Consider the following 19,556-nt stretch of genomic DNA (forward strand, 5'->3'; position numbering starts at 1 on the left):
CGCCTGGTTGGCCCGCCTGACAGGACGGCGATTGCCAGCCCCTCCTGCGCCGGAGGGGGCTGAAATGGACACCCGGGAAACCGATCAAGCGCTCGTCGAGCGGGCGCAGCGAGGCGATACGCGAGCCTTCGATCTGCTGGTCAAGAAGTATCAGCACAAGATCATCGGCCTGATCGGTCGCTATGTGCATGACCATGCAGAGGTGCATGACGTGGCGCAGGAGGCCTTCATCAAGGCCTATCGTGCGCTCGGCAAGTTCCGCGCCGAGAGTGCCTTCTACACCTGGCTGTATCGCATCGCCATCAATACCGCCAAGAATCACCTGGTATCTCGCGGACGGCGCCCGCCGGGCAGCGATCTGGATATCGTCGATGCCGAGCTGGTCGACCAGAGCGGCCGACTGTCCGACATCGAATCGCCCGAGGCCTCCATCGCGCGCGACCAGCTGGAGGCGGCGGTGTTCGAGGCCATCGAGAATCTGCCCGAGGATCTGCGCACGGCCATTACCCTGCGCGAGTTCGACGGCCTGTCCTACGAGGACATCGCCCAGGTGATGGATTGCCCGGTGGGCACGGTGCGTTCGCGCATCTTCCGTGCCCGGGAAGCCGTCGATCGCCATATCCAGCCGCTGGTGGTGACCGCGCGCACGCAGGACATGGTCCACGAATGAGCCCGTCGGGCATTTTCTCGCGCCGAGCTGAACTGTTGTCGCCTTGTGGCGTCACATGCTTGGGCCAAATGAATCGCGGTGGCAATGCCTGAAAAGGTGGGATCAATGACGCCATGTCTTGCCCACCGGAACGACAGGTCACGAAGGCTGTTGTCACCATTCGCGTCGACAACCGATCCAAGGGCAACATGCCTTAAAGTGTGAGGGTGCAAGTAATGAATCAGAATCCACGGGAGTCATTGTCTGCCTTGATGGACAGCGAGGCCGACGATCTCGAGCTACCCCGGGTACTCAAGTCGCTGGACGAGTCCGGCGAGGTAGCCGAGACGTGGCGTCGCTACCATCTGGCCCGCAGTCTGATGCAGCGCGACCGGGATCTCGATGTGACCACCGACCTGTCGGCGGGCATCATGGCAAGACTCGCCGATGAACCGGTCCCGGCGCCCGAGACGCCGGTCGCGCCGGCTCGAGGCCTGTTTTCCCGTGTCGGCTCCTTCGCAGGCAGTGCCGCGGCGGCCGCTGCCGTTTCGTTGATGGTGATTACCGGCGTGCAGTATTACAACGCCTCGGAGGACGGTGGCTTGGCAGGGCAGCCGGGATTGGTCAGTGCGCCCGGAGCGACCGCCGGAGATGCGGGTTCGGTGCAGCGGCCATCACTGGTCGATCTACCGCTGTTCCAGTCGTCCGCGTCCGACCGCGGCTTGATCAATGTCGGGGCCGGTATCAAATCGCCGATGATGATGTCGCCGAGCGTGCGGCAGTCTCAGCGCGCCGATCATCAGCAGGCTCGTCTGCTGCAGTCCTATCTCGATCGTCACGCACAAGGCGCGGCCTATGGTAGCGGTGATGCCTGGATGCCGCTGTTGAGGGCCTCCGGCCAAGAGTCGTTGGGTCTGCGTTGATGGCGACATCCCCTCACAAGCGTGATGGCGGCGCAGGCCGAGCATCTATGTTTCGACCGCTAGGGGCTTCCCTCCTGCTGGTGCTGATCTGGTCATCGTCGCCGGCCGTGGCGGAGAGCGAGGAGTCGGCTGGCCTGGACTGCCGCCGCCTGGTCGAGAAGCCGGTGCCGTCCTCCGCCAGCGCCTGGTTCGAGCGCAGCCTCTGGGCCAATCACTGTTACGTCTTCAAGGCCCGCGCCGTGCGTATCGGCGGCGACGGCGTGCGAACGATCGCCCTGTCGCATGACGTCCGCGATGGCATCGAGCATGAGGTGGCACGCTTTCTCGATGGCGAGCCGGTGGTCTTCGAGCGTCGCGGTCGCGTCGGGCGTGGCGCCTTTGCCAACCAGGATGGCGGGGTGCCGGACTCACCGCAGGCGATCATGGCACGTCTCTCCGAGCATTATCGCCTGAGTCTCGGGGGCGAGGAACGCATCGCCGGGCGCCGCGCCATCCGCTTGGATATCGAGCCGCTGGACGACATGCGCTATGGACAGCGCCTCTGGCTGGACGAGATCACGGCCCTGCCGCTCAAGCAGATGCTGCTGGACACCCAGGGACGGGTGCTGGAGACCTTCCAGATCACCGAGATCGAGCATCCGGCGGTCTTCGACGGCCACCTCGAGATGGATCGGGTGCGGACTCTGCCGGATGACTCCTGGCAGCCGGGCTGGCTGCCACCCGGCTTCGTGGCGCAGCCGGTGACAACGGCCAGCGCCCGACATGCCGAGGCGGTGCGCCATCGGTTCTTCAGCGACGGCCTCTCCAGCCTGAGCATGTTCGTCGAGCCCCTCGTGCCGGAGCGGTCGGCGCTGGCCCCCGGGCTGCATCGCCTCGGCATCTCCTATGCCGCGGTCCGCCACCTGTCACTGGGCGGTCAGCCCATGCAGGTGGTCGCGATGGGGGAATTGCCGGCCGAGGTGCTGGTGAGGGTCGTCGAGCGGGTCAGCCTGGATGCCGATGGATCAGTCTCGCAGGAGGCGCCATGACGTTCGCCCAGGATCTGTCCGAGACGCACTGCCTCGAGGCGTCGGCCCGGGTCGAGGCTCTGCTTCCGGAAGGCGCCCGGATCAGCGTGCTCACCCAGAGCGGCTGCGCCGGCTGTGCGTCCCGACAGGGCTGCGGTACCGGCCTGCTGGCTAGTCGGAAGCGACAGCGTGCCCAGCAGTTGATCGTTCATACCTCCCGGTCGCTGACGGTCGGCCAGGCGGTACGTGTCGGCCTGCCGGCGCGACGCTTCTTGAGTGGCGCAGTGGCCGTCTATGGCTTGCCTCTGCTGACCTCTCTGGTCGCCGGTGGCGCGGCCGAGGCCTGGCTGGCAGCGGGGCATCCGCTGGTGCCGGTGGCCTTCCTGGCGGGCCTGGCCGGGGGCATGTCGGGGCTGGCCCTGTGGACTCGCTACCAATCCCCGGTCTATCGCCCGGTGTTGCTCGACCCTTCTCCCCCCTGAGCGACGGGTCACACCATATAACCAATAAACCAGGGATGATTCACGGGAATGGCCATGACCTCGACGACTCGGGGTTGCTGGCATTCAACCATGCCGATCCACGCATTACCTTTCCATGCTGTTGCAGGAGTGACTATGGAACGTACGCTTCGCCATTCTTTCGCTTTCGCCGTGCTGATGATGCTGGCCCTGGCCTGTGCCTCGGCCCAGGCCAGGGACCTGCCCGACTTCACCGAGCTGGTCGAGCAGGCGGCCCCGGGCGTGGTCAACATCTCGACGACACGCACCGTGACCTCCGGCGGGTTTTCCTATCACGGCCCCGGGGGCGAGGAAATCCCCGAGATCTTCCGGCGCTTCTTCGGCGATCAGCTCCCGATACCGGGCGGCGGCCAGAAGCGGGAACGCGAGCGCCAGTCGCTGGGTTCCGGCTTCGTGATCAGCGAGGACGGCTACATCATGACCAATGCCCACGTGGTCCAGGATGCCGATGAGATCCTGGTGCGTCTCAATGATCGCCGCGAGCTCGAGGCCGAGCTGGTCGGTGCCGATGCCAAGACCGATGTGGCACTGCTCAAGGTCGACGCCGACAACCTGCCGACTCTCGAGATCGGCGACTCCGATACGCTCGAGGTGGGGGAGTGGGTGGCCGCCATCGGCTCGCCCTTCGGCTTCGATCACTCGGTGACCGCCGGTATCGTCAGCGCTATCAACCGCACCCTGCCGTCCGATGCCTATGTGCCCTTCATCCAGACCGATGTGGCCATCAATCCGGGCAACTCCGGCGGGCCGCTGTTCAATCTCGATGGCGAGGTCGTGGGCATCAATTCGCAGATCTTTACCCGCAACGGCGGCTTCATGGGCCTGTCGTTCGCGATTCCGATCAGCGTAGCCATGGACGTCGCCGATCAGCTCAAGAACGAAGGCCGGGTCAGCCGTGGCTGGCTGGGGGTGGTGATCCAGCCGGTCTCTCGGGATCTGGCCGAGTCCTTCGGCCTGGAAGGTCCGACCGGGGCGCTGATCGCCGATCTCGATCCCGAGGGCCCCGCCGCCCGTGATGGCCTGAAGGCCGGCGACGTCATCATCGGCGTCAACGGGGAGGACGTCGATCGGTCCAGCACCTTGCCGCGGCTGGTGGGGCGCGTCCGCCCGGGCGAGGATGTCGAGCTTGCGCTGATGCGCGACGGTCGCGAGCGCGAGCTGACCGTGACCGTGGGCGCCTGGCCGGATGCGCCGGGTGGCCAGCAGGCATCGGGTCCGTCTACTGGCCGCCAGGCCCGCCTGGGACTTGCGGTCATGCCCCTCGAGGAAAACGTGCGCGAGCGGCTGGGCATCGACGGCGGGGTGCGCGTCGAGTCGGTCGAGCCCGGTGGCGTCGCCCAGCAGGCAGGCATTCGCCCGGGCGACGTGCTGGTCTCGGTGGACCATCAGGCCATTTCTTCACCGAAACGGCTGATGTCGGTGATCGAGTCGCTGGAGGCCGGGCGTGCCGTGCCGGTGCGTCTCTATCGCGAGGGCCGCTCCCTGTACGTGGCGCTGCGCCTCGAGGCCGACTAGTCGACTCCGTGAGTCGAGGCGAAGGACGGGGCCTGCGGGCCCCGTCCTGCGTCGGGAGCAGGCTTGCCGGTGGTGTCGCTGTTCCTGTCGGGCCCTTGCCGGTACAATGCCGGCATTCTTTTCAAGACGCTCCTCTCGTCGGGCCCTTTCCCGACGATGCTAGGATGCGTACCAAGAACCGGATGACTGTGCATGAGCAACAACGCAACGAGCAAAGACCTGAGCCTGATTCGAAACTTCTCGATCATCGCCCACATCGATCATGGCAAGTCGACCCTCTCGGATCGCATCATTCAGATCTGCGGAGGCCTGACCGATCGCGAGCTCAAGGAGCAGGTGCTCGATTCCATGGATATCGAGCGGGAGCGCGGTATCACCATCAAGGCACAGTCGGTCACCCTGGATTACCAGGCCGATGACGGGAAGACCTACCAGCTCAACTTCATCGACACCCCGGGTCACGTCGACTTCTCCTATGAGGTCTCACGTTCGCTCTACGCCTGCGAGGGCGCGCTGCTGGTGGTCGATGCCGGTCAGGGGGTCGAGGCGCAGTCCGTGGCCAACTGCTATACCGCCGTGGAGCAGGGTCTCGAGGTGCTGCCGGTGCTCAACAAGATGGACCTGCCCCAGGCCGACCCGGACAAGGTCAGCCAGGAGATCGAGGAGATCATCGGGCTGGATGCCACCGATGCCTGTCAGGTCTCGGCCAAGAGCGGCATGGGCATGGAAGCACTGCTCGAGCGCCTGGTGCGCGACATCCCGGCCCCCAAGGGCGATCGGGACGCACCGTTGCAGGCGCTGATCGTCGATTCCTGGTTCGACAATTACCTGGGCGTGGTCTCCCTGGTGCGGGTCTTCGACGGCACCCTGAAGAAGGGCGACAAGATCCGCATGACCTCCACGGGCCGCGATTGGCCGGTCGGTGAGGTGGGCATCTTCACGCCGCTGCGCAAGGAAACCGGCATCCTGCGGGCCGGCGAAGTCGGTTTCGTGGTCGCCGGTATCAAGGATATCCACGGCGCGCCGGTGGGTGACACCATCACCCATGCCAAGACCCCCGACGTGCCGCGTCTGCCGGGCTTCCAGAAGGTCAAGCCGCAGGTCTATGCGGGTATGTTCCCGGTCAGCTCCGATGACTATGAGGACTTCCGCGATGCCCTCGAGAAGCTGGCGCTCAACGATGCCTCCCTGGACTACGAGCCGGAGAATTCCGATGCCCTGGGCTTCGGCTTCCGCGTCGGCTTCCTCGGCACCCTGCACATGGAGATCATCCAGGAGCGCCTGGAGCGGGAATACAACCTCGACCTGCTGACCACTGCGCCCACGGTGGTCTACGAACTGGCGATGGACAGCGGCGAGGTCATCTACGTCTCGAACCCCTCGAAGCTTCCGGACATGGCCAACGTTGACGAGATGCGTGAGCCGGTCGTGCGGGCCAGCATCCTGGTGCCCCAGGAGTTCGTTGGCAATGTCATCACCGAGTGTGAGCAGCGCCGCGGCACCCAGCTCGACATGCAGTTCCTGGGCAGCCAGATTCAGCTGACCTACGAGCTGCCGATGTCCGAGGTGGTGATGGACTTCTTCGATCGTCTGAAGTCGATCACCAAGGGCTATGCGTCGCTTGATTACAACTTCGAGCGCTTCGAGGCCGCCAAGCTGGCGCGCCTGGACGTGCTGATCAACGGCGACCGGGTCGATGCCCTGGCAGTCATCATCCACCGCGATCATGCCCATTCCCGTGGCCGCTTGCTGGTTGAGAAGATGAAGGAGCTGATTCCGCGCCAGATGTTCGACGTGGCGATCCAGGCCGCGATCGGCGGCCAGGTCGTGGCTCGCTCGACGGTCAAGGCGCTGCGCAAGAACGTGACCGCCAAGTGCTATGGTGGCGATGCATCCCGCAAGAAGAAGCTGCTCGAGAAGCAGAAGGCGGGCAAAAAACGCATGAAGCAGGTAGGCCGGGTCGAGATCCCGCAGGAGGCCTTCCTCGCCGTGCTCAAGGTGAACGACTAGGATGCTCTAACACATGGATTTCTCGCTTCTGCTGGTGGTGGCCGTCGCGGTCACCGGGTTGATCTGGCTGCTCGACAGCGTCTGGTGGTCCAAACGCCGCCAGCAGCGCCCGATGCTTGCCACCGGCGACGGCCCTACGGGCCATGAGTCGGATCACAGGGAGAGCGCAGGCGTTGCCGTTCCCGCGACGAGTGCCAAGGAGCCCTGGCTCGTCGACTACGCGCGCTCCTTCTTCCCGGTGCTGCTGGTGGTGCTGGTGCTGCGCAGCTTCGTGGTCGAGCCCTTCCAGATCCCCTCGGGCTCGATGCGCCCGACCCTGGAGATCGGTGACTTCATCCTGGTCAACAAGTTCACCTACGGGCTGCGTCTGCCGGTCACCAACACCGAGCTGGTCGATCTCGGCGAGCCCGAGCGGGGTGACGTGATGGTGTTCCGGTTTCCCCAGGATCCCTCGGTGAACTTCATCAAGCGGGTGATCGGGCTACCGGGCGATCGTATTCGCTACGAAGGCAAGCAGCTCTATATCAATGGCGAGCCGGTCGCCAAGCAGCTGGTCGACGGGAGCGACACCGACCAGTTGGAAGAGGTGCTGCTCGAGGAAAGCCTGGGCGATGCCACCCACGCCATTTACAATAATTTTCGCGACCCGGGGCCGCAGATGCGCGAGCTTCGCGTGCCCGAGGGCCATTATTTCATGATGGGCGACAACCGTGACCACTCCAACGACAGCCGCTACTGGGGCTTCGTGCCGGAGGAGAACATCGTCGGCGAAGCCTTCGCCGTGTGGATGCACTGGAACGGCGGCCTGCCGAGCTTCGGCGAGGTCCGATTGATCGACTGACCCAGTCGCGGCCCTGGTGGCCGCGCCCGATCCCACGCCCATCGATGATGACAACCTTACAGAGAGTAGCAGGAGTTTCGTGAGCAACCCCTTGAATGCCTTCAGCCGCCGGGTCGGCCATGAGTTCGCCGATCCCGGCCTGCTGGAGCTGGCCATGACCCATCGCAGCTTTGGCGGCCAGAACAACGAACGGCTCGAGTTCCTCGGCGATTCCATCGTCAACTTCGTGATCGCCGAGGCGCTGTTCCGGCGCTTTCCGGAAGCCCGGGAAGGCCAGCTGTCCCGGCTGCGCGCCCGCCTGGTCAAGGGGCAGACCCTGGCCGAGCTGGGCCGCGAGTTTTCCGTCGGCGAATGCCTGCGCCTGGGCTCCGGCGAGATGAAGAGCGGCGGCCATCGCCGCGACTCGATTCTCGCCGATGCCGTCGAGGCCGTGATCGGCGCCATCTATCTGGATGCCGGCATGGACGTGGCCAAGGCCCGCGTGCTGTCCTGGTTCGCGAAGCGCCTCGAGGCGCTTGATCTTCAGGATACTCAGAAGGATCCCAAGACTCGCCTGCAGGAATTCCTGCAGTCGCGCCAGTCGCCGCTGCCCCGCTATGAGGTGGTGACGGTGGATGGCGAGGCCCATGCCCAGACCTTTACCGTCGAGTGTCATATCGAGATGCTCGAGGAACACACCGTGGGGGTGGGATCGAGCCGCCGCCATGCTGAACAGCAGGCTGCCGAGCTTGCCCTGACACGCCTAGATCCCCGTGGAGGTCGCTCATGACTCAGTCCTGTGGCTTCGTCGCCATCGTCGGGCGGCCCAACGTCGGCAAGTCGACGCTGATGAATCGCATCCTCGGTCAGAAGGTCTCCATCACCTCGCGGCGCCCGCAGACCACGCGCCACCAGGTGATGGGCATCAAGACCGAGGACGAGACCCAGTTCATCTATGTCGACACCCCCGGCATGCACATCATGTCGAAGGATCGCAACAAGGCGATCAACCGCTTCATGAACCAGGCGGCCACCCAGGCCCTGCGCGACATCGATTGCGTGGTCTTCATCGTCGACCGCACCCGCTGGGCGCCGGAAGATCAGGTGGTGCTCGACAAGCTGACCCACGTCACCGCGCCGGTGATCCTGGCCGTGAACAAGGTGGACTGGCTCGAGGACAAGGCCAGCCTCCTGCCCTGGCTCGAGCAGATCGGCGCCAAGCGCGACTTCGCCGCCATCCTGCCGATCTCGGCCAAGCACGGTACCAACGTGCCCGAGCTCGAGGCCGAGGTCGCCAAGCACCTGCCGGAAGGCATCCATCACTTCCCCGATGATCAGATCACCGACAAGAGTTCCCGCTTCCTGGCGGCCGAGCTGGTCCGCGAAAAGGTCATGCGCCAGCTGGGGGACGAGCTGCCGTACCAGATGACCGTCGAGATCGAGGAGTTCAAGACCGATCAGCGCGGCACCCTGCACATCAGCGCCCTGATGATGGTCGAGCGTCAGGGGCAGAAGAAGATCCTGATCGGCGAGGCCGGCGATCGCATCAAGAAGATCGGCCGCGAGGCGCGCCTGGAGATGGAGCGCGCCTTCGAATCAAAGGTGATGCTCAACCTCTGGGTCAAGGTCAAACGCGGCTGGTCCGACGACGAGCGGGCCCTGAAGAGCTTGGGCTACGACCTCGACTGAGCCCCGTTATGCAGCCTCAGCCGGCCTACCTGCTGCACAAGCGCCCCTATCGAGAGACCAGCGCCCTGGTCGACCTGCTGACCCTGGATCATGGCCGCATTCGCGCCGTGGCCCAGGGCGTACAGCGGCCGGGTAGCCGGTCTCGAACCCGGCTGCAGCCCTTCACACCGCTGCACCTGACCTGGACGGGGGCGGGGGAGCTGAAGCGCCTGCGTCTGATGGAGAGTACCGGCAGCGCGCCGATGCTTGTCGGTGAGGGGCTACTGTGCGGCTTCTACGCCAACGAACTGCTGACCCGGCTGCTGCCGCTGGAGCTGCCGGTGGCCGAGGTCTTCGCCTTCTATGGGGCGGCACTGAAGGAGCTGCCGCGACCTGGTGATCGGGCCGGCGCCCTGCGGCGGCTGGAGTTCTCCCTGCTCGAGGCGCTGGACGCCGAGCCGGTGTTCTGTGATCTCGACGGCGCCGAGCTCGATCCCCAGACCCGCTATGTCTACCACGGCGAGGCGCGTCGTTTCAGTGCGCTGACCTCAGGCGACAACCGTGGCCTCGATGGCCGCACCCTCAGGCTGCTGGAACAGGGCGACTGGGCGGCGCCAGGACTCGCCGCGCCGGCGCGCTCGCTGGCGCGGGCCGCTCTGGCGCCGCTGCTCGGCTCGCGGCCCCTCAGGGCTCGCGAGCTGATGCAGCAACTGGCCGCATGCCGCCGTTCCGGCTGATATCCTGCCCCTAGCGTTCGACTCACCCCTGATTACCCACTGGAGAGGCTGTCTCATGCATCCCCCTCGTATCCTGCTCGGCGTCAACATCGATCACATCGCCACCCTGCGTCAGGCCCGCGGCACCCGGTTCCCCGACCCCGTTCAGGCGGCCCTGCTCGCCGAGGAAGCCGGGGCGGATGGCATCACCGTGCACCTGCGGGAAGACCGTCGTCATATCCAGGAGCGCGATGTCAGGCTCCTCGCCGAGGTGCTGAACACCCGCATGAACCTCGAGATGGCGGTGACGCCGGCGATGATTGAGCTGGCCGAGGAGATTCGCCCGGCCCATGTCTGCCTGGTGCCGGAAAAGCGCGAGGAGCTGACCACCGAGGGCGGACTCGACGTGGCCGGGGCGCGCGAGACCATCGCCGCCGCCTGTGCGCGTCTGGCCGCGGTCGGCTGCGAGGTGTCGCTGTTCATCGATCCCGAGCCCGAGCAGATCGAAGCGGCGCGGGAGGTCGGTGCGCCGGTGATCGAGCTGCACACCGGGGCCTATGCGGAGGCAGTGGGCGAAGAGGCCCATCGCGAGCATGCCCGTCTGTCGGCGGCCACCGAGATGGCGCTGGAGCTGGGGCTGGTGGTCAACGCGGGGCATGGCCTGCACTACCACAATGTTGAGGCGATCGCCGCCATTCCGGGGCTCACCGAGCTGAACATCGGCCATGCGATCATCGCGCGTTCGCTGTTCGTGGGGCTCAAGGAGGCCGTGGCGGAGATGAAGCGCCTGGCGATCGCCGGCCAGGAAGCCGGCCTGGTGGCGGCGATGGAAGCCCACGATCATGATCATGACCACGCGCATGACCATGACCACCATGGTCATGAGCACGGTGAGGGCTAGTCGGCATGATCCTGGGGATCGGCACCGATATCGCACGAGTGGCCCGCTTCGAGGCCGCCATGGCGCGCCACGGCGAGCGCTTCGCGGCGCGCCTGCTCGGGGCGCATGAGCAGGCTCGGCTTGCCGAGCATGGGCAGCCCGCCGCCTACCTGGCCAAGCGCTTCGCCGCCAAGGAGGCCTTCGTCAAGGCGCTCGGCACCGGCATGCGAGAGGGCATGCGCTGGGGCGAGATTCAGGTGGTCAACGACCGTCTGGGCCGGCCCGCGCTCAGCCTGTCGGGCCAGGCCCAGGTGCTAGCCGAGCGCCTGGGCGTGACCGGCCTTCATCTCTCGCTCTCCGACGAGGCCGAGCTGGCGCTGGCACTGGTGGTGCTGGAGGGCTGAGCCTGTCGCGCCTGCCAGGCACGCAGGCGGCCCATGGCGGCATAGAGCTCCTTCAGCAGGGAGCCGACCGCCGCCACGCCCTGTACCCGCAGCTTGGTCTCCAGGGTCTCGGCGAGCAGGGCCAGCTGGGGCGCCCCGCAATAGCGGCAGGCGCCGTTGAGGCGATGAATGGCCTCCAGAAAGGCCTCCGAATCCTGAGCCTGCCAGGCAGCGTCCAGGGCACGCTCGCTGTCATCGAGACTCTCCAGCAACAGCGTCAGTGTCTTCCTCGCCAGATCCTCCCGGCCGCCGGCCAGGCGGGCCCCCAGTCCCATGTCGACCACCGCTAGCTCCCCGTCGGATTCGACAGGGCCGTCCTGGGGGGGCTCGGCTGTCGACAGGGATGACCCGCTACGCTCCTGGCGGGGTGGGGGAAGCCTCAGGCCCAGGTGCTGGCCGAGCAGCGTGACCAGCCGCTGGGCGTCGATCGGTTTGATCAGTACATCGTGCATGCCGCTGGACAGCAGCCGCTGACGTTCCTGCTCCTGGGCGTGCGCGGTGACGGCGATGATCGGGCAGGTCTTCCAGTCGTCGCCCAGCTGGCGAAGCGCCGCCAGGGTGGCCTCCCCATCCATGCCGGGCATGCGGATATCCATCAGCACCAGATCGACCCGCTCGCTCTGGGCCAGCGCCAGGGCCTCTTCACCGCTTGAGGCTAGCAGCGACATGATGCCCGCTTCGCGCAGCAATTCCTGCAGCAGCAGCCGGTTGGAGGCCACGTCGTCGACGACCATGACCCGCGGCGAGGGAATCGCCGGGAGTCCGGTCTGGTCACTCCTGGAGCGCGGCACCCGGGTGGAGGGCGTCGGCCCGAGCTGCCGCTTGATGGTATCGGCCAGCAGTTGGCGGGAGATGGGCTTGGTCAGCGTCTCGCCGCCGCCGGGCAGGCGCAGCTCCGGTATGTCGTAGGGACTGGCATTGACCATCAGGATGGCCGGGCAGTCGCTGTCATCCAGGTAGGTCTGCCAGCTCGCCAGTCGCTCGGGTGCAAGGTCTTCGAAGTTAAGGCCACCCAGCACCAGGTCGGGGTAGGGCGGATCGGCGACCTGGTCGGCATCGGGGGGCAGCACCTGGGCATTCCAGGTCACGAGCAGGTGATGGAGGGCGCGCTGGGTGACGAGGTGAGGCTCAAACAGGGCGACGACTCGCCCGCCCAGGTCGAGCTCAGGCGAACGGAGCTGCTGGCGAGAGGAGGCCAGCGGCAGGTTGAAAGAGAACACCGACCCTTCGCCGGCTTCGCTGGACATGGTGATGGCGCCGCCCATCTGTTCGATAAGCTGGCGACAGATCAGGAGCCCAAGCCCGGTGCCGCCGAACTGGCGGGCGTCACTGGAGTTGGCCTGGCTGAAGGCCTTGAACAGGCGGTCGCGCTGCTCCTTGGACAGGCCGATGCCGGTATCGCTGACGGTGATCCTCAGCGTGACCTGGTGCTCCCGGGTTTCCTCGAGCATGACCCGCACGATGACCTCGCCCTGCTCGGTGAACTTGACCGCGTTGTTGATCAGGTTGGTCAGCACCTGGCGGATGCGCAGCGGGTCGCCCTGGAGGTCGATGGGCACGTCGTCGAAGACCAGGCCCAGCAGGTGCAGGCCCTTCTCGTGGGCCTGGGGCGCCTGCAGGCCCAGCACCTCGTCGACCAGTGCCACCATGTCCAGGTGCACGGTCTCGAGCTCCAGCTTGCCGGCCTCGATCTTGGAGAAGTCGAGGATGTCGTTGACCAGCTTCAGCAGGCTGTCCGAGGTGCGCTGCATGTGCTCGAGCCAGTCGCGCTGGCGACCGTCGAGCCCGGAGCGCCCCAGCAGCTGGCAGAAGCCGATGATGCCGTTGAGCGGGGTGCGGATCTCGTGACTCATGTTGGCCAGGAATTCGGACTTGATGCGGTTGGCCTCCAGGGCCCGGCGATGCGCCATGTCGAGCTCGATATTCTTGACCTCGATGGTTTCCATCGACTCCTGCAGGTCCTGGGTGCTCTGTTCGATCTGCGCCTGCATGTCCTCCTGCACCCGCTCCAGATGGTCGCGCAGGGTGTTCACCTCCGCCATGAGCCCTGCGGTCTCCGATGGCCCCGTCTCGGGCAGGCGAAGGTCGCGATCGCCGCGGTTGAGGCGCTCCAGCGCCGACTGCAGGACGCCCAAGGGGTCGGTGATCCGGCGACTCAGCGAGTAGGCCGCCAGGAAGAGCCCGAGGCCGGCGATCAGTAGGCCGAGCCCATGGAACAGCAGGTGGCGGTAGCGGCTCAGGGTGAGACTCAGGGTCTCGACCTCCACGGCAAGCCACGCGCCCCCGGGCTGGTTGAGTGGTCGTGTCAGCAGCCAGCCGGCGCCGTCGGTATCCAGGGTCGGCGCGGCCGGCGGGCTGGCAGAGCCGCGGGGAGGCTGGCCAAGCGACAGCAACGGCGTGTTCGACCCTGTGAAGAGACGCACCGAACGCACTTCCTCGAGCCGAAGCAGGGCCTCGGCCAGTGGCCGCAATGCCTCGCCTTGGGCTTCGTTGCTGGCCTCGCCAGGCGGGATGCCCAGCGTCTCGCCCATCGCCTGGGCGACAAGGGCGGTATGTTCCATCAGCCGCTGCTCAAGCGCCAGGCGACGGGCGCCGGCGTCGTGAGTTAGGGTCAGGGCGGAGGTGATGGCCAGCAAGCCCAGTGGCAGGCACATCAGCCACAGCAGCAGGCGCGTCTTGATCGGCATGCACAACTCTCTAGCGACATCGTTTTCATGCAGTATGCCACAGCCTTTGCCCATCCCTGTCACCGCGACACGCCCGGCGATATAATGCGGTAAAAGACTTTTCCAGAAGGAAGGTTAGATGCAGTTTCCCACGCTCGAGGATGTGGTTGGCAACACCCCGCTGGTGCGCCTGAAGCGCATCGCTGCCGGACGCAACAACACGCTGCTGGCCAAGCTCGAGGGCAACAATCCGGCCGGCTCGGTCAAGGATCGTCCGGCCCTGTCGATGATCAGTGAGGCCGAGGCCCGCGGCGAGATCGCCCCAGGCGATACCCTGATCGAGGCCACCTCCGGCAATACCGGCATCGCGCTGGCCATGGCCGCCGCCATGAAGGGCTATCGCATGGTGCTGATCATGCCCGACAACGCTTCCAGTGAGCGCAAGCAGGCCATGGCGGCCTTCGGCGCCGAGCTGATTCCGGTCACCCGGGAGCAGGGCATGGAAGGGGCGCGGGATCTGGCCGACACCATGATTGCCAATGGCGAGGGAAAGCCCCTCAACCAGTTCGCCAACCCCGACAATCCCCTGGCGCACTACCGCACCACCGGGCCGGAGCTGTGGCGCCAGACCGAGGGAACCATCACCCACTTCATCAGTTCGATGGGCACCACCGGGACCATCATGGGCGTCTCGCGCTATCTCAAGGAGCAGAATCCCGAGGTGCAGGTCATCGGCCTGCAACCCGAGGACGGCGCCAGCATCGCCGGCATCCGTCGCTGGCCCGAGGCCTACCTGCCGAGTATCTTCGAGCCCGCCCGAGTCGATCGGGTGATCGATATCGGCCAGGCCGAGGCCGAGCAGCAGATGCGTCGCCTGGCGCGGGAAGAGGGCATCCTCGCCGGAGTCTCCTCCGGTGGCGCCCTGGCCGGTGCGCTGAAGATTGCCGAGGAAGTCGAAGACGCGGTGATCGCCTTCATCGTCTGCGATCGCGGCGATCGCTATCTTTCCACCGGCCTCTTCGCCCCGGAGCAATAGGATGGCGATGCTAGGCAAGCGGCGCTCGCCGAGACCGGCCACCCGGAAACCCTCGTCCACCCGCCCGACTCCGCCCGCTGCGGATGAGGGCGTGACGATCCTGCGGCTCGCCCACGACGGGCGAGGCGTGGCCCGCGATGCGGCCGGCAAGACCCTGTTCGTGGATCGTGCCCTGCCCGGTGAACGGGTCGAGGTGGCCGTGCACAAGAGCCGCCAGCGCTTCGACGAGGCGCATGTGCGCGAGGTGCTCAAGGCCGCCCCCGAGCGAGTGACGCCGACTTGCCCGCATTTCGGCGTCTGTGGCGGCTGTGATCTCCAGCATCAGACCCTCGAGGCCCAGCGTAATCACAAGCAGCAGGTGCTGGTCGAGCAGCTGGCGCGCCAGGGGCTTGAGCTCGAGCAGTCGCCCGACCTGCTGGCCGGCGAGGGTCTGGGCTATCGGCGCCGCGCCCGGCTCGGGGTCAAGGTGGATGCCGAGGGTAGTATCCATCTGGGCTTCCGCGCCCGAGGCAGCCATCACCTGATCGACATGACCGCATGTCCGGTGCTGGTGCCGGCCCTCGAGGCCTTGCTGTCGCCGCTGCGCGAGCGGCTCGCGACCCTCGATGCACCGCGTCAGGTGGGGCATCTTGAGCTGATCGCAAGCGATGCCGGCGTCTGTCTGGTGGTGCGTCAGCTGCGCGATCAGCCGGCCGATGCCAAGCACTGGAACGCCTTCGCCGCGGCCCACGGGCTGTCGCTTGGCTGGCTGGTCGGCCGCGAGACGCCGCGTCTCGAGTGGCTCACCGAGGCGCCGGATCTTCACTACGGCCTGACGCTGTCCGACTCTGGACAGGCGCCTGGACAGGAGCCTGAACAGGAAAAGACGCGCGAGCTGGTGCTGGGTTTCGCCCCGGGCGACTTCCTGCAGGTCAATGCCGAGGTCAACCAGTGCCTGGTTGATACCGCCCTTGCGTGGCTGGCGCCTCAGGCCGGTGAGCGGGTACTCGACTGCTTCGCCGGGGTGGGCAATTTTAGCCTGGCGCTGGCCGCGCGCACGGGTGAGGTGACCGGCGTGGAGGGGAGTCCCAGGATGGTCGAGCGGCTGGCCGCCAATGCCCGGCGCAACGGCTTCGCGGGGATCACCGCCCGCCAGGCGGACCTGAGTCGCGAGGATCAGGCCCGTGCGCTGCTGGCCGAGACCGAGTGGGACCTGGTGGTGCTGGACCCGCCCCGGGAGGGCGCCGAGGCCCTGTCCCGCCGGCTGGCCACCTCCCGAGTCTCGCGGATCCTCTATGTCTCCTGTGACCCGGCAACCCTCGCCCGGGACGCGGCCCACCTGGTGGCCGGTGGCTACCGGCTCAAGCGTGCGGCGGTCGCCGACATGTTTGCGCAGACGGCCCACCTCGAGGCCGTGCTGCTATTTGAGCACCCCGAATTTCCTGCGTCCGCGGCGACGCCGGCGCAGATGCCAAAGGAGTGAAGCACCATGGTGAAGGTGCGTGATGACCAGCCGCTGACCGATGACGGCGCGGTGGATCTCGAGCAATGGCTGGCTCGCCTGGGCGAGGAGGCCTTGCTGACCGATGTCGGACGACTGCGCGAGGTCTGCGAACTGGCTCGCCGGTTGGCCGACGAGGCGAGCCAGGCTCAGCAGCTCGGGCTTGGCAATGGCTCGAGCTATCGCATGGGCCTGGAAATGGCGGACATCCTCGGTGAGCTCAAGCTCGATCAGACCGCTCTGGAAGCCGCCGTCCTGTATCGCTCGGTGCGCGTTGGGCTGATCTCGGTTGAGGCCATCGAGAAGCGCTTCGGCAAGGAAGTCGCCAGCCTGATCGAGGGCGTGCTGCAGATGGCGGCGATCAGTCATCAGGCGCTGCCCAGTCAGGACATGACCCAGTACAACCAGCAGGACAACTTGCGACGCATGCTGGTGACCATGATCGACGACGTGCGGGTCGCACTGATCAAGATCGCCGAGCGCACCTGCGCCCTGCGCCAGGTCAAGGACTCCACTCGCGACAAGCGTCTGCGAGTGGCCCGCGAGGTGTTCGACATCTATGGCCCGCTGGCGCATCGGCTGGGCATCGGCCATCTCAAGTGGGAGCTCGAGGACCTGTCCTTTCGCTATCTCCACGAGGCCGAGTACAAGTCGATCGCCAAGCAGCTCGCCGAAAAGCGTCTCGACCGGACCCGCTACATCAACGATGTGGTGGGCACGCTCAAGGAGCTGCTGGAAGCGCAGGGCATCCACGAGTACGACGTCGACGGCCGTGCCAAGCATATCTACTCGATCTGGCGGAAGATGCAGCGCAAGCACATCGACTTCTCCCAGGTCTATGACGTGCGGGCGGTGCGTATCCTGGTGCCCCGGGTAGCCGACTGCTATACGGCGCTGGGCATCGTCCACTCGCGCTGGCATCACGTGCCTCACGAGTTCGACGACTACATCGCCAATCCCAAGAAGAATGGCTACCAGTCGCTGCATACCGCGGTGATCGGTCCCGAGAACAAGGTGCTCGAGATTCAGATCCGCACCTTCGCCATGCACGAGGAAGCAGAACTCGGCGTCTGTGCTCACTGGCGCTACAAGGGCCACGACACCAAGGCCAAGAGCCGCAGCTACGAGGACAAGATCGCCTGGCTGCGCCAGGTGCTCGAATGGCAGGAGGAGGTCGGCGGCTTCGGCGACCTGCGCGAGGAACTCTCAAGCGACGTGGCACCGGACCGCATCTACGTCTTCACCCCCGACGGCCATGTCATCGATCTGCCGCGGGTCGCCACGCCGATCGACTTCGCCTACCGGGTGCACACCGAGATCGGTCACCGCTGTCGTGGCGCCAAGGTCAACGGTCGCATCGTACCGCTGACCTACGAGCTCAAGACCGGCCAGCAGATCGAGATCCTCACGGCCACCAAGGGCGGCCCCAGCCGCGACTGGCTCAACCCCTCGGTGGGCTTCGTGCGCACCTCTCGGGCGCGAGCCAAGATCCAGGCCTGGTTCAAGCAGCAGGCCCGTGGCCAGAACCTCGAGGAGGGCAAGGCGCTCTTCGACAAGGAGATGAAGCGCCTCGACGTCGAGGACATCGACCTCACGACCCTGGCGCAGAAGGTCAACTACACGACCCCCGAGGACATGTATGCGGCCATCGGTGCTGGTGATCTGCGCATCGGTCAGGTGCTGCATCAGGCGCAGCAGCTGTTCGGCGAGCACGATGACCAGGAGCAGCTCGACCGGCTGTTGGCCAAGCCGCGCCGCGAGAAGCAGGCCGCCGGTGGCCAGGACATCACCGTGCTGGGGGTGGGCAATCTCAAGACCAGCATGGCCAACTGCTGCCACCCGGTGCCCGGCGAGCAGATCGTCGGCTTCATTACCCAGGGGCGCGGCGTCACCGTGCACCGCCAGGACTGCCCGAACATCCTCCAGCTGCGCCTCGACGAGCCCAAGCGTATCATCGAGGTGGAGTGGGGCGAGCGGGCCGCGACCCGCTATCCGGTGGATATCGAGATCGAGGCCTGGGACCGTTCGGGCCTCCTGCGGGATGTCACCGGCGTGTTGGGCAACGACAAGGTCAACGTGCTCTCGGTGAACACCCAGACCGATGAGGTCGAGGGCCTGGCGAGAATGACCATTACCCTCGAGGTCGATGGACTGGAGACCCTGGGGCGGCTGTTCTCGCGCATCCAGCAGCTCTCCAACGTGCTCGATGTCAAGCGCCTGAGAAGCGGTGCCAAGGGCAAGGCCCGTGGCAAGGGAGGGCGCTCATGAGCGAGCGCCACGGCCTCGATGACCTGCTGACCCTGATGGCGGTGCTGCGCGATGCCGAGCAGGGCTGCCCGTGGGATCTCAAGCAGGACTGGGACACGATCGTGCCGCACACCCTCGAGGAGGCCTATGAAGTCGCCGATGCCATCGAGCGCCGGGCCTTCGACGAGTTGCCGGGCGAGCTGGGGGATTTGCTGTTCCAGGTGGTCTACTACAGCCAGTTCGGTCGCGAGGAAGGGCGCTTCGACTTCCATGACGTGGTGCACACCCTGACCGCCAAGATGCTCCGGCGCCATCCCCATGTCTTTCCCGATGGCACCCTGAGCTCACGCCGCGGCAATGCGAGTGCCGCCGAGATCGAGAGCGCCCAGGCCCCTGGGCTTGACAACATCAATAGGCGCTGGGAGGCCCTCAAGGCCGAGGAGCGCACCGAGCGTTCGGCGCATTCGGTGCTCGATGACGTGCCCCGCAACCTGCCGGCGCTGTCCCGCGCCGCCAAGCTCTCCAAGCGGGCCGCGCGGGTCGGCTTCGACTGGCCCGATCACCGCGGCGTGCTGGACAAGATCCGCGAGGAACTCGACGAGGTCGAGGAGGCACTGGCCGCAGGCGATCATGAACACGCCGGCGAGGAAGTAGGCGACCTGCTGTTCGCGGTGGTCAATCTCGCCCGTACTCTCAAGACCGATCCCGAGCAGCGCCTGCGCGGCACCAACGCCAAGTTCGAGCGACGCTTCCGCCATGTGGAGTCGGCCCTGGCCGCCGAGGGCAAGGCGCCGGGCCAGGCCGGCCTCGAGGACATGGAGCATCATTGGCAGGCCGCCAAGGTGCTTGAAAAGAATGGCGAGGCGCTTGAAAAGAACGGCGAAACGTCGGCCTGATGGCCAGCAGGATCGCTCGCCAGACGAACAGGACACGGCGCTCGCGCGCCCGAGGAAAGACATCTCATCGCGGTGCGGG

Annotated in this window: 17 protein-coding genes; 16 read left to right on the forward strand and 1 reads right to left on the reverse strand. The window is 66.2% G+C overall.

Features of this window, described 5'->3' with window-relative positions; genetic code table 11:
* Positions 1–64 precede the first annotated feature (64 nt).
* The 12 genes from rpoE to acpS all read left to right on the forward strand — a co-directional run bounded on the left by rpoE (position 65) and on the right by acpS (position 11,113).
* Complete coding sequence (gene rpoE / locus IEJ03_RS05470) at positions 65–670, forward strand: RNA polymerase sigma factor RpoE (protein WP_192036663.1); 606 nt, start codon at positions 65–67, stop codon at positions 668–670.
* A gap of 215 nt (positions 671–885) precedes the next feature.
* The gene (locus IEJ03_RS05475) at positions 886–1,572 is read left to right on the forward strand and encodes a sigma-E factor negative regulatory protein (RefSeq protein WP_192036664.1); all 687 of its coding nucleotides are present in this window, start codon (positions 886–888) and stop codon (positions 1,570–1,572) included.
* Between the two features lie 47 nt (positions 1,573–1,619).
* Entirely contained in the window at positions 1,620–2,600 is a 981-nt protein-coding gene (locus IEJ03_RS05480; protein WP_192036665.1) for a MucB/RseB C-terminal domain-containing protein, read from the forward strand.
* Entirely contained in the window at positions 2,597–3,061 is a 465-nt protein-coding gene (locus IEJ03_RS05485; RefSeq protein ID WP_192036666.1) for a SoxR reducing system RseC family protein, read from the forward strand. Before IEJ03_RS05480 ends, IEJ03_RS05485 begins: the two co-directional genes overlap by 4 nt.
* A 135-nt stretch (positions 3,062–3,196) precedes the next feature.
* Positions 3,197–4,615: a DegQ family serine endoprotease gene (locus tag IEJ03_RS05490; protein WP_192036667.1), complete on the forward strand. Its 1,419-nt coding sequence runs from the start codon at positions 3,197–3,199 to the stop codon at positions 4,613–4,615.
* Positions 4,616–4,807: 192 nt separating this feature from the next.
* Positions 4,808–6,625 (forward strand): translation elongation factor 4, encoded by a 1,818-nt coding sequence (gene lepA, locus IEJ03_RS05495; RefSeq protein ID WP_192036668.1) that lies wholly within the window; start codon positions 4,808–4,810, stop codon positions 6,623–6,625.
* 13 nt (positions 6,626–6,638) lie between these two features.
* On the forward strand, positions 6,639–7,466 hold the full coding sequence (gene lepB, locus IEJ03_RS05500) for a signal peptidase I (RefSeq protein WP_192036669.1): 828 nt from the start codon (positions 6,639–6,641) through the stop codon (positions 7,464–7,466).
* A 79-nt stretch (positions 7,467–7,545) separates the two neighbouring features.
* Positions 7,546–8,235 carry a ribonuclease III gene (rnc, locus tag IEJ03_RS05505; RefSeq protein WP_192036670.1) on the forward strand — a complete coding sequence of 230 codons (690 nt, stop codon included), beginning with the start codon at positions 7,546–7,548 and terminating at the stop codon, positions 8,233–8,235.
* Entirely contained in the window at positions 8,232–9,134 is a 903-nt protein-coding gene (gene era, locus IEJ03_RS05510; RefSeq protein WP_192036671.1) for a GTPase Era, read from the forward strand. Before rnc ends, era begins: the two co-directional genes overlap by 4 nt.
* Positions 9,135–9,142: 8 nt before the next feature.
* Positions 9,143–9,850, forward strand: coding sequence for a DNA repair protein RecO (gene recO, locus IEJ03_RS05515; protein ID WP_192036672.1), 708 nt, complete (start codon positions 9,143–9,145; stop codon positions 9,848–9,850).
* 55 nt (positions 9,851–9,905) lie between these two features.
* Positions 9,906–10,730, forward strand: coding sequence for a pyridoxine 5'-phosphate synthase (gene pdxJ / locus IEJ03_RS05520; RefSeq protein ID WP_192036673.1), 825 nt, complete (start codon positions 9,906–9,908; stop codon positions 10,728–10,730).
* 5 nt (positions 10,731–10,735) lie between these two features.
* Positions 10,736–11,113, forward strand: coding sequence for a holo-ACP synthase (gene acpS, locus IEJ03_RS05525; RefSeq protein WP_192036674.1), 378 nt, complete (start codon positions 10,736–10,738; stop codon positions 11,111–11,113).
* Here acpS and IEJ03_RS05530 read toward each other — a convergent pair.
* A complete protein-coding gene (locus IEJ03_RS05530) occupies positions 11,053–13,839 on the reverse strand; it encodes an ATP-binding protein (protein ID WP_192036675.1) in 2,787 nt (928 codons plus the stop codon). The genes acpS and IEJ03_RS05530 overlap by 61 nt on opposite strands.
* A 118-nt stretch (positions 13,840–13,957) precedes the next feature.
* Here IEJ03_RS05530 and cysM point away from each other — a divergent pair, with 118 nt between their 5' ends.
* From cysM to mazG, 4 genes are read left to right on the forward strand one after another with little or no spacing between them, the layout of a single operon-like run.
* Positions 13,958–14,854 (forward strand): cysteine synthase CysM, encoded by an 897-nt coding sequence (gene cysM / locus IEJ03_RS05535; protein ID WP_192036676.1) that lies wholly within the window; start codon positions 13,958–13,960, stop codon positions 14,852–14,854.
* Position 14,855: 1 nt separating this feature from the next.
* A complete protein-coding gene (gene rlmD / locus IEJ03_RS05540; RefSeq protein ID WP_192036677.1) occupies positions 14,856–16,316 on the forward strand; it encodes a 23S rRNA (uracil(1939)-C(5))-methyltransferase RlmD in 1,461 nt (486 codons plus the stop codon).
* 6 nt (positions 16,317–16,322) lie between these two features.
* A complete protein-coding gene (relA, locus tag IEJ03_RS05545) occupies positions 16,323–18,602 on the forward strand; it encodes a GTP diphosphokinase (RefSeq protein WP_192036678.1) in 2,280 nt (759 codons plus the stop codon).
* Positions 18,599–19,477 carry a nucleoside triphosphate pyrophosphohydrolase gene (mazG, locus tag IEJ03_RS05550; RefSeq protein WP_192036679.1) on the forward strand — a complete coding sequence of 293 codons (879 nt, stop codon included), beginning with the start codon at positions 18,599–18,601 and terminating at the stop codon, positions 19,475–19,477. Before relA ends, mazG begins: the two co-directional genes overlap by 4 nt.
* The last annotated feature ends 79 nt before the right edge of the window (positions 19,478–19,556 follow it).

This window comes from Halomonas sp. YLGW01 (assembly GCF_014840935.1).
Taxonomy (GTDB): domain Bacteria; phylum Pseudomonadota; class Gammaproteobacteria; order Pseudomonadales; family Halomonadaceae; genus Onishia.

Bases quoted from the DNA above. Each gene is read 5' to 3' on its own strand.
- lepA (WP_192036668.1), top strand. From the start codon at position 4,808: ATGAGCAACAACGCAACGAGCAAAGACCTGAGCCTGATTCGAAACTTC.
- IEJ03_RS05530 (WP_192036675.1), bottom strand. From the start codon at position 13,839: ATGCCGATCAAGACGCGCCTGCTGCTGTGGCTGATGTGCCTGCCACTG.
- relA (WP_192036678.1), top strand. From the start codon at position 16,323: ATGGTGAAGGTGCGTGATGACCAGCCGCTGACCGATGACGGCGCGGTG.
- acpS (WP_192036674.1), top strand. From the start codon at position 10,736: ATGATCCTGGGGATCGGCACCGATATCGCACGAGTGGCCCGCTTCGAG.
- IEJ03_RS05485 (WP_192036666.1), top strand. From the start codon at position 2,597: ATGACGTTCGCCCAGGATCTGTCCGAGACGCACTGCCTCGAGGCGTCG.
- recO (WP_192036672.1), top strand. From the start codon at position 9,143: ATGCAGCCTCAGCCGGCCTACCTGCTGCACAAGCGCCCCTATCGAGAG.
- rpoE (WP_192036663.1), top strand. From the start codon at position 65: ATGGACACCCGGGAAACCGATCAAGCGCTCGTCGAGCGGGCGCAGCGA.
- era (WP_192036671.1), top strand. From the start codon at position 8,232: ATGACTCAGTCCTGTGGCTTCGTCGCCATCGTCGGGCGGCCCAACGTC.
- pdxJ (WP_192036673.1), top strand. From the start codon at position 9,906: ATGCATCCCCCTCGTATCCTGCTCGGCGTCAACATCGATCACATCGCC.
- mazG (WP_192036679.1), top strand. From the start codon at position 18,599: ATGAGCGAGCGCCACGGCCTCGATGACCTGCTGACCCTGATGGCGGTG.
- cysM (WP_192036676.1), top strand. From the start codon at position 13,958: ATGCAGTTTCCCACGCTCGAGGATGTGGTTGGCAACACCCCGCTGGTG.
- IEJ03_RS05490 (WP_192036667.1), top strand. From the start codon at position 3,197: ATGGAACGTACGCTTCGCCATTCTTTCGCTTTCGCCGTGCTGATGATG.
- IEJ03_RS05480 (WP_192036665.1), top strand. From the start codon at position 1,620: ATGTTTCGACCGCTAGGGGCTTCCCTCCTGCTGGTGCTGATCTGGTCA.
- rlmD (WP_192036677.1), top strand. From the start codon at position 14,856: ATGGCGATGCTAGGCAAGCGGCGCTCGCCGAGACCGGCCACCCGGAAA.
- IEJ03_RS05475 (WP_192036664.1), top strand. From the start codon at position 886: ATGAATCAGAATCCACGGGAGTCATTGTCTGCCTTGATGGACAGCGAG.
- lepB (WP_192036669.1), top strand. From the start codon at position 6,639: ATGGATTTCTCGCTTCTGCTGGTGGTGGCCGTCGCGGTCACCGGGTTG.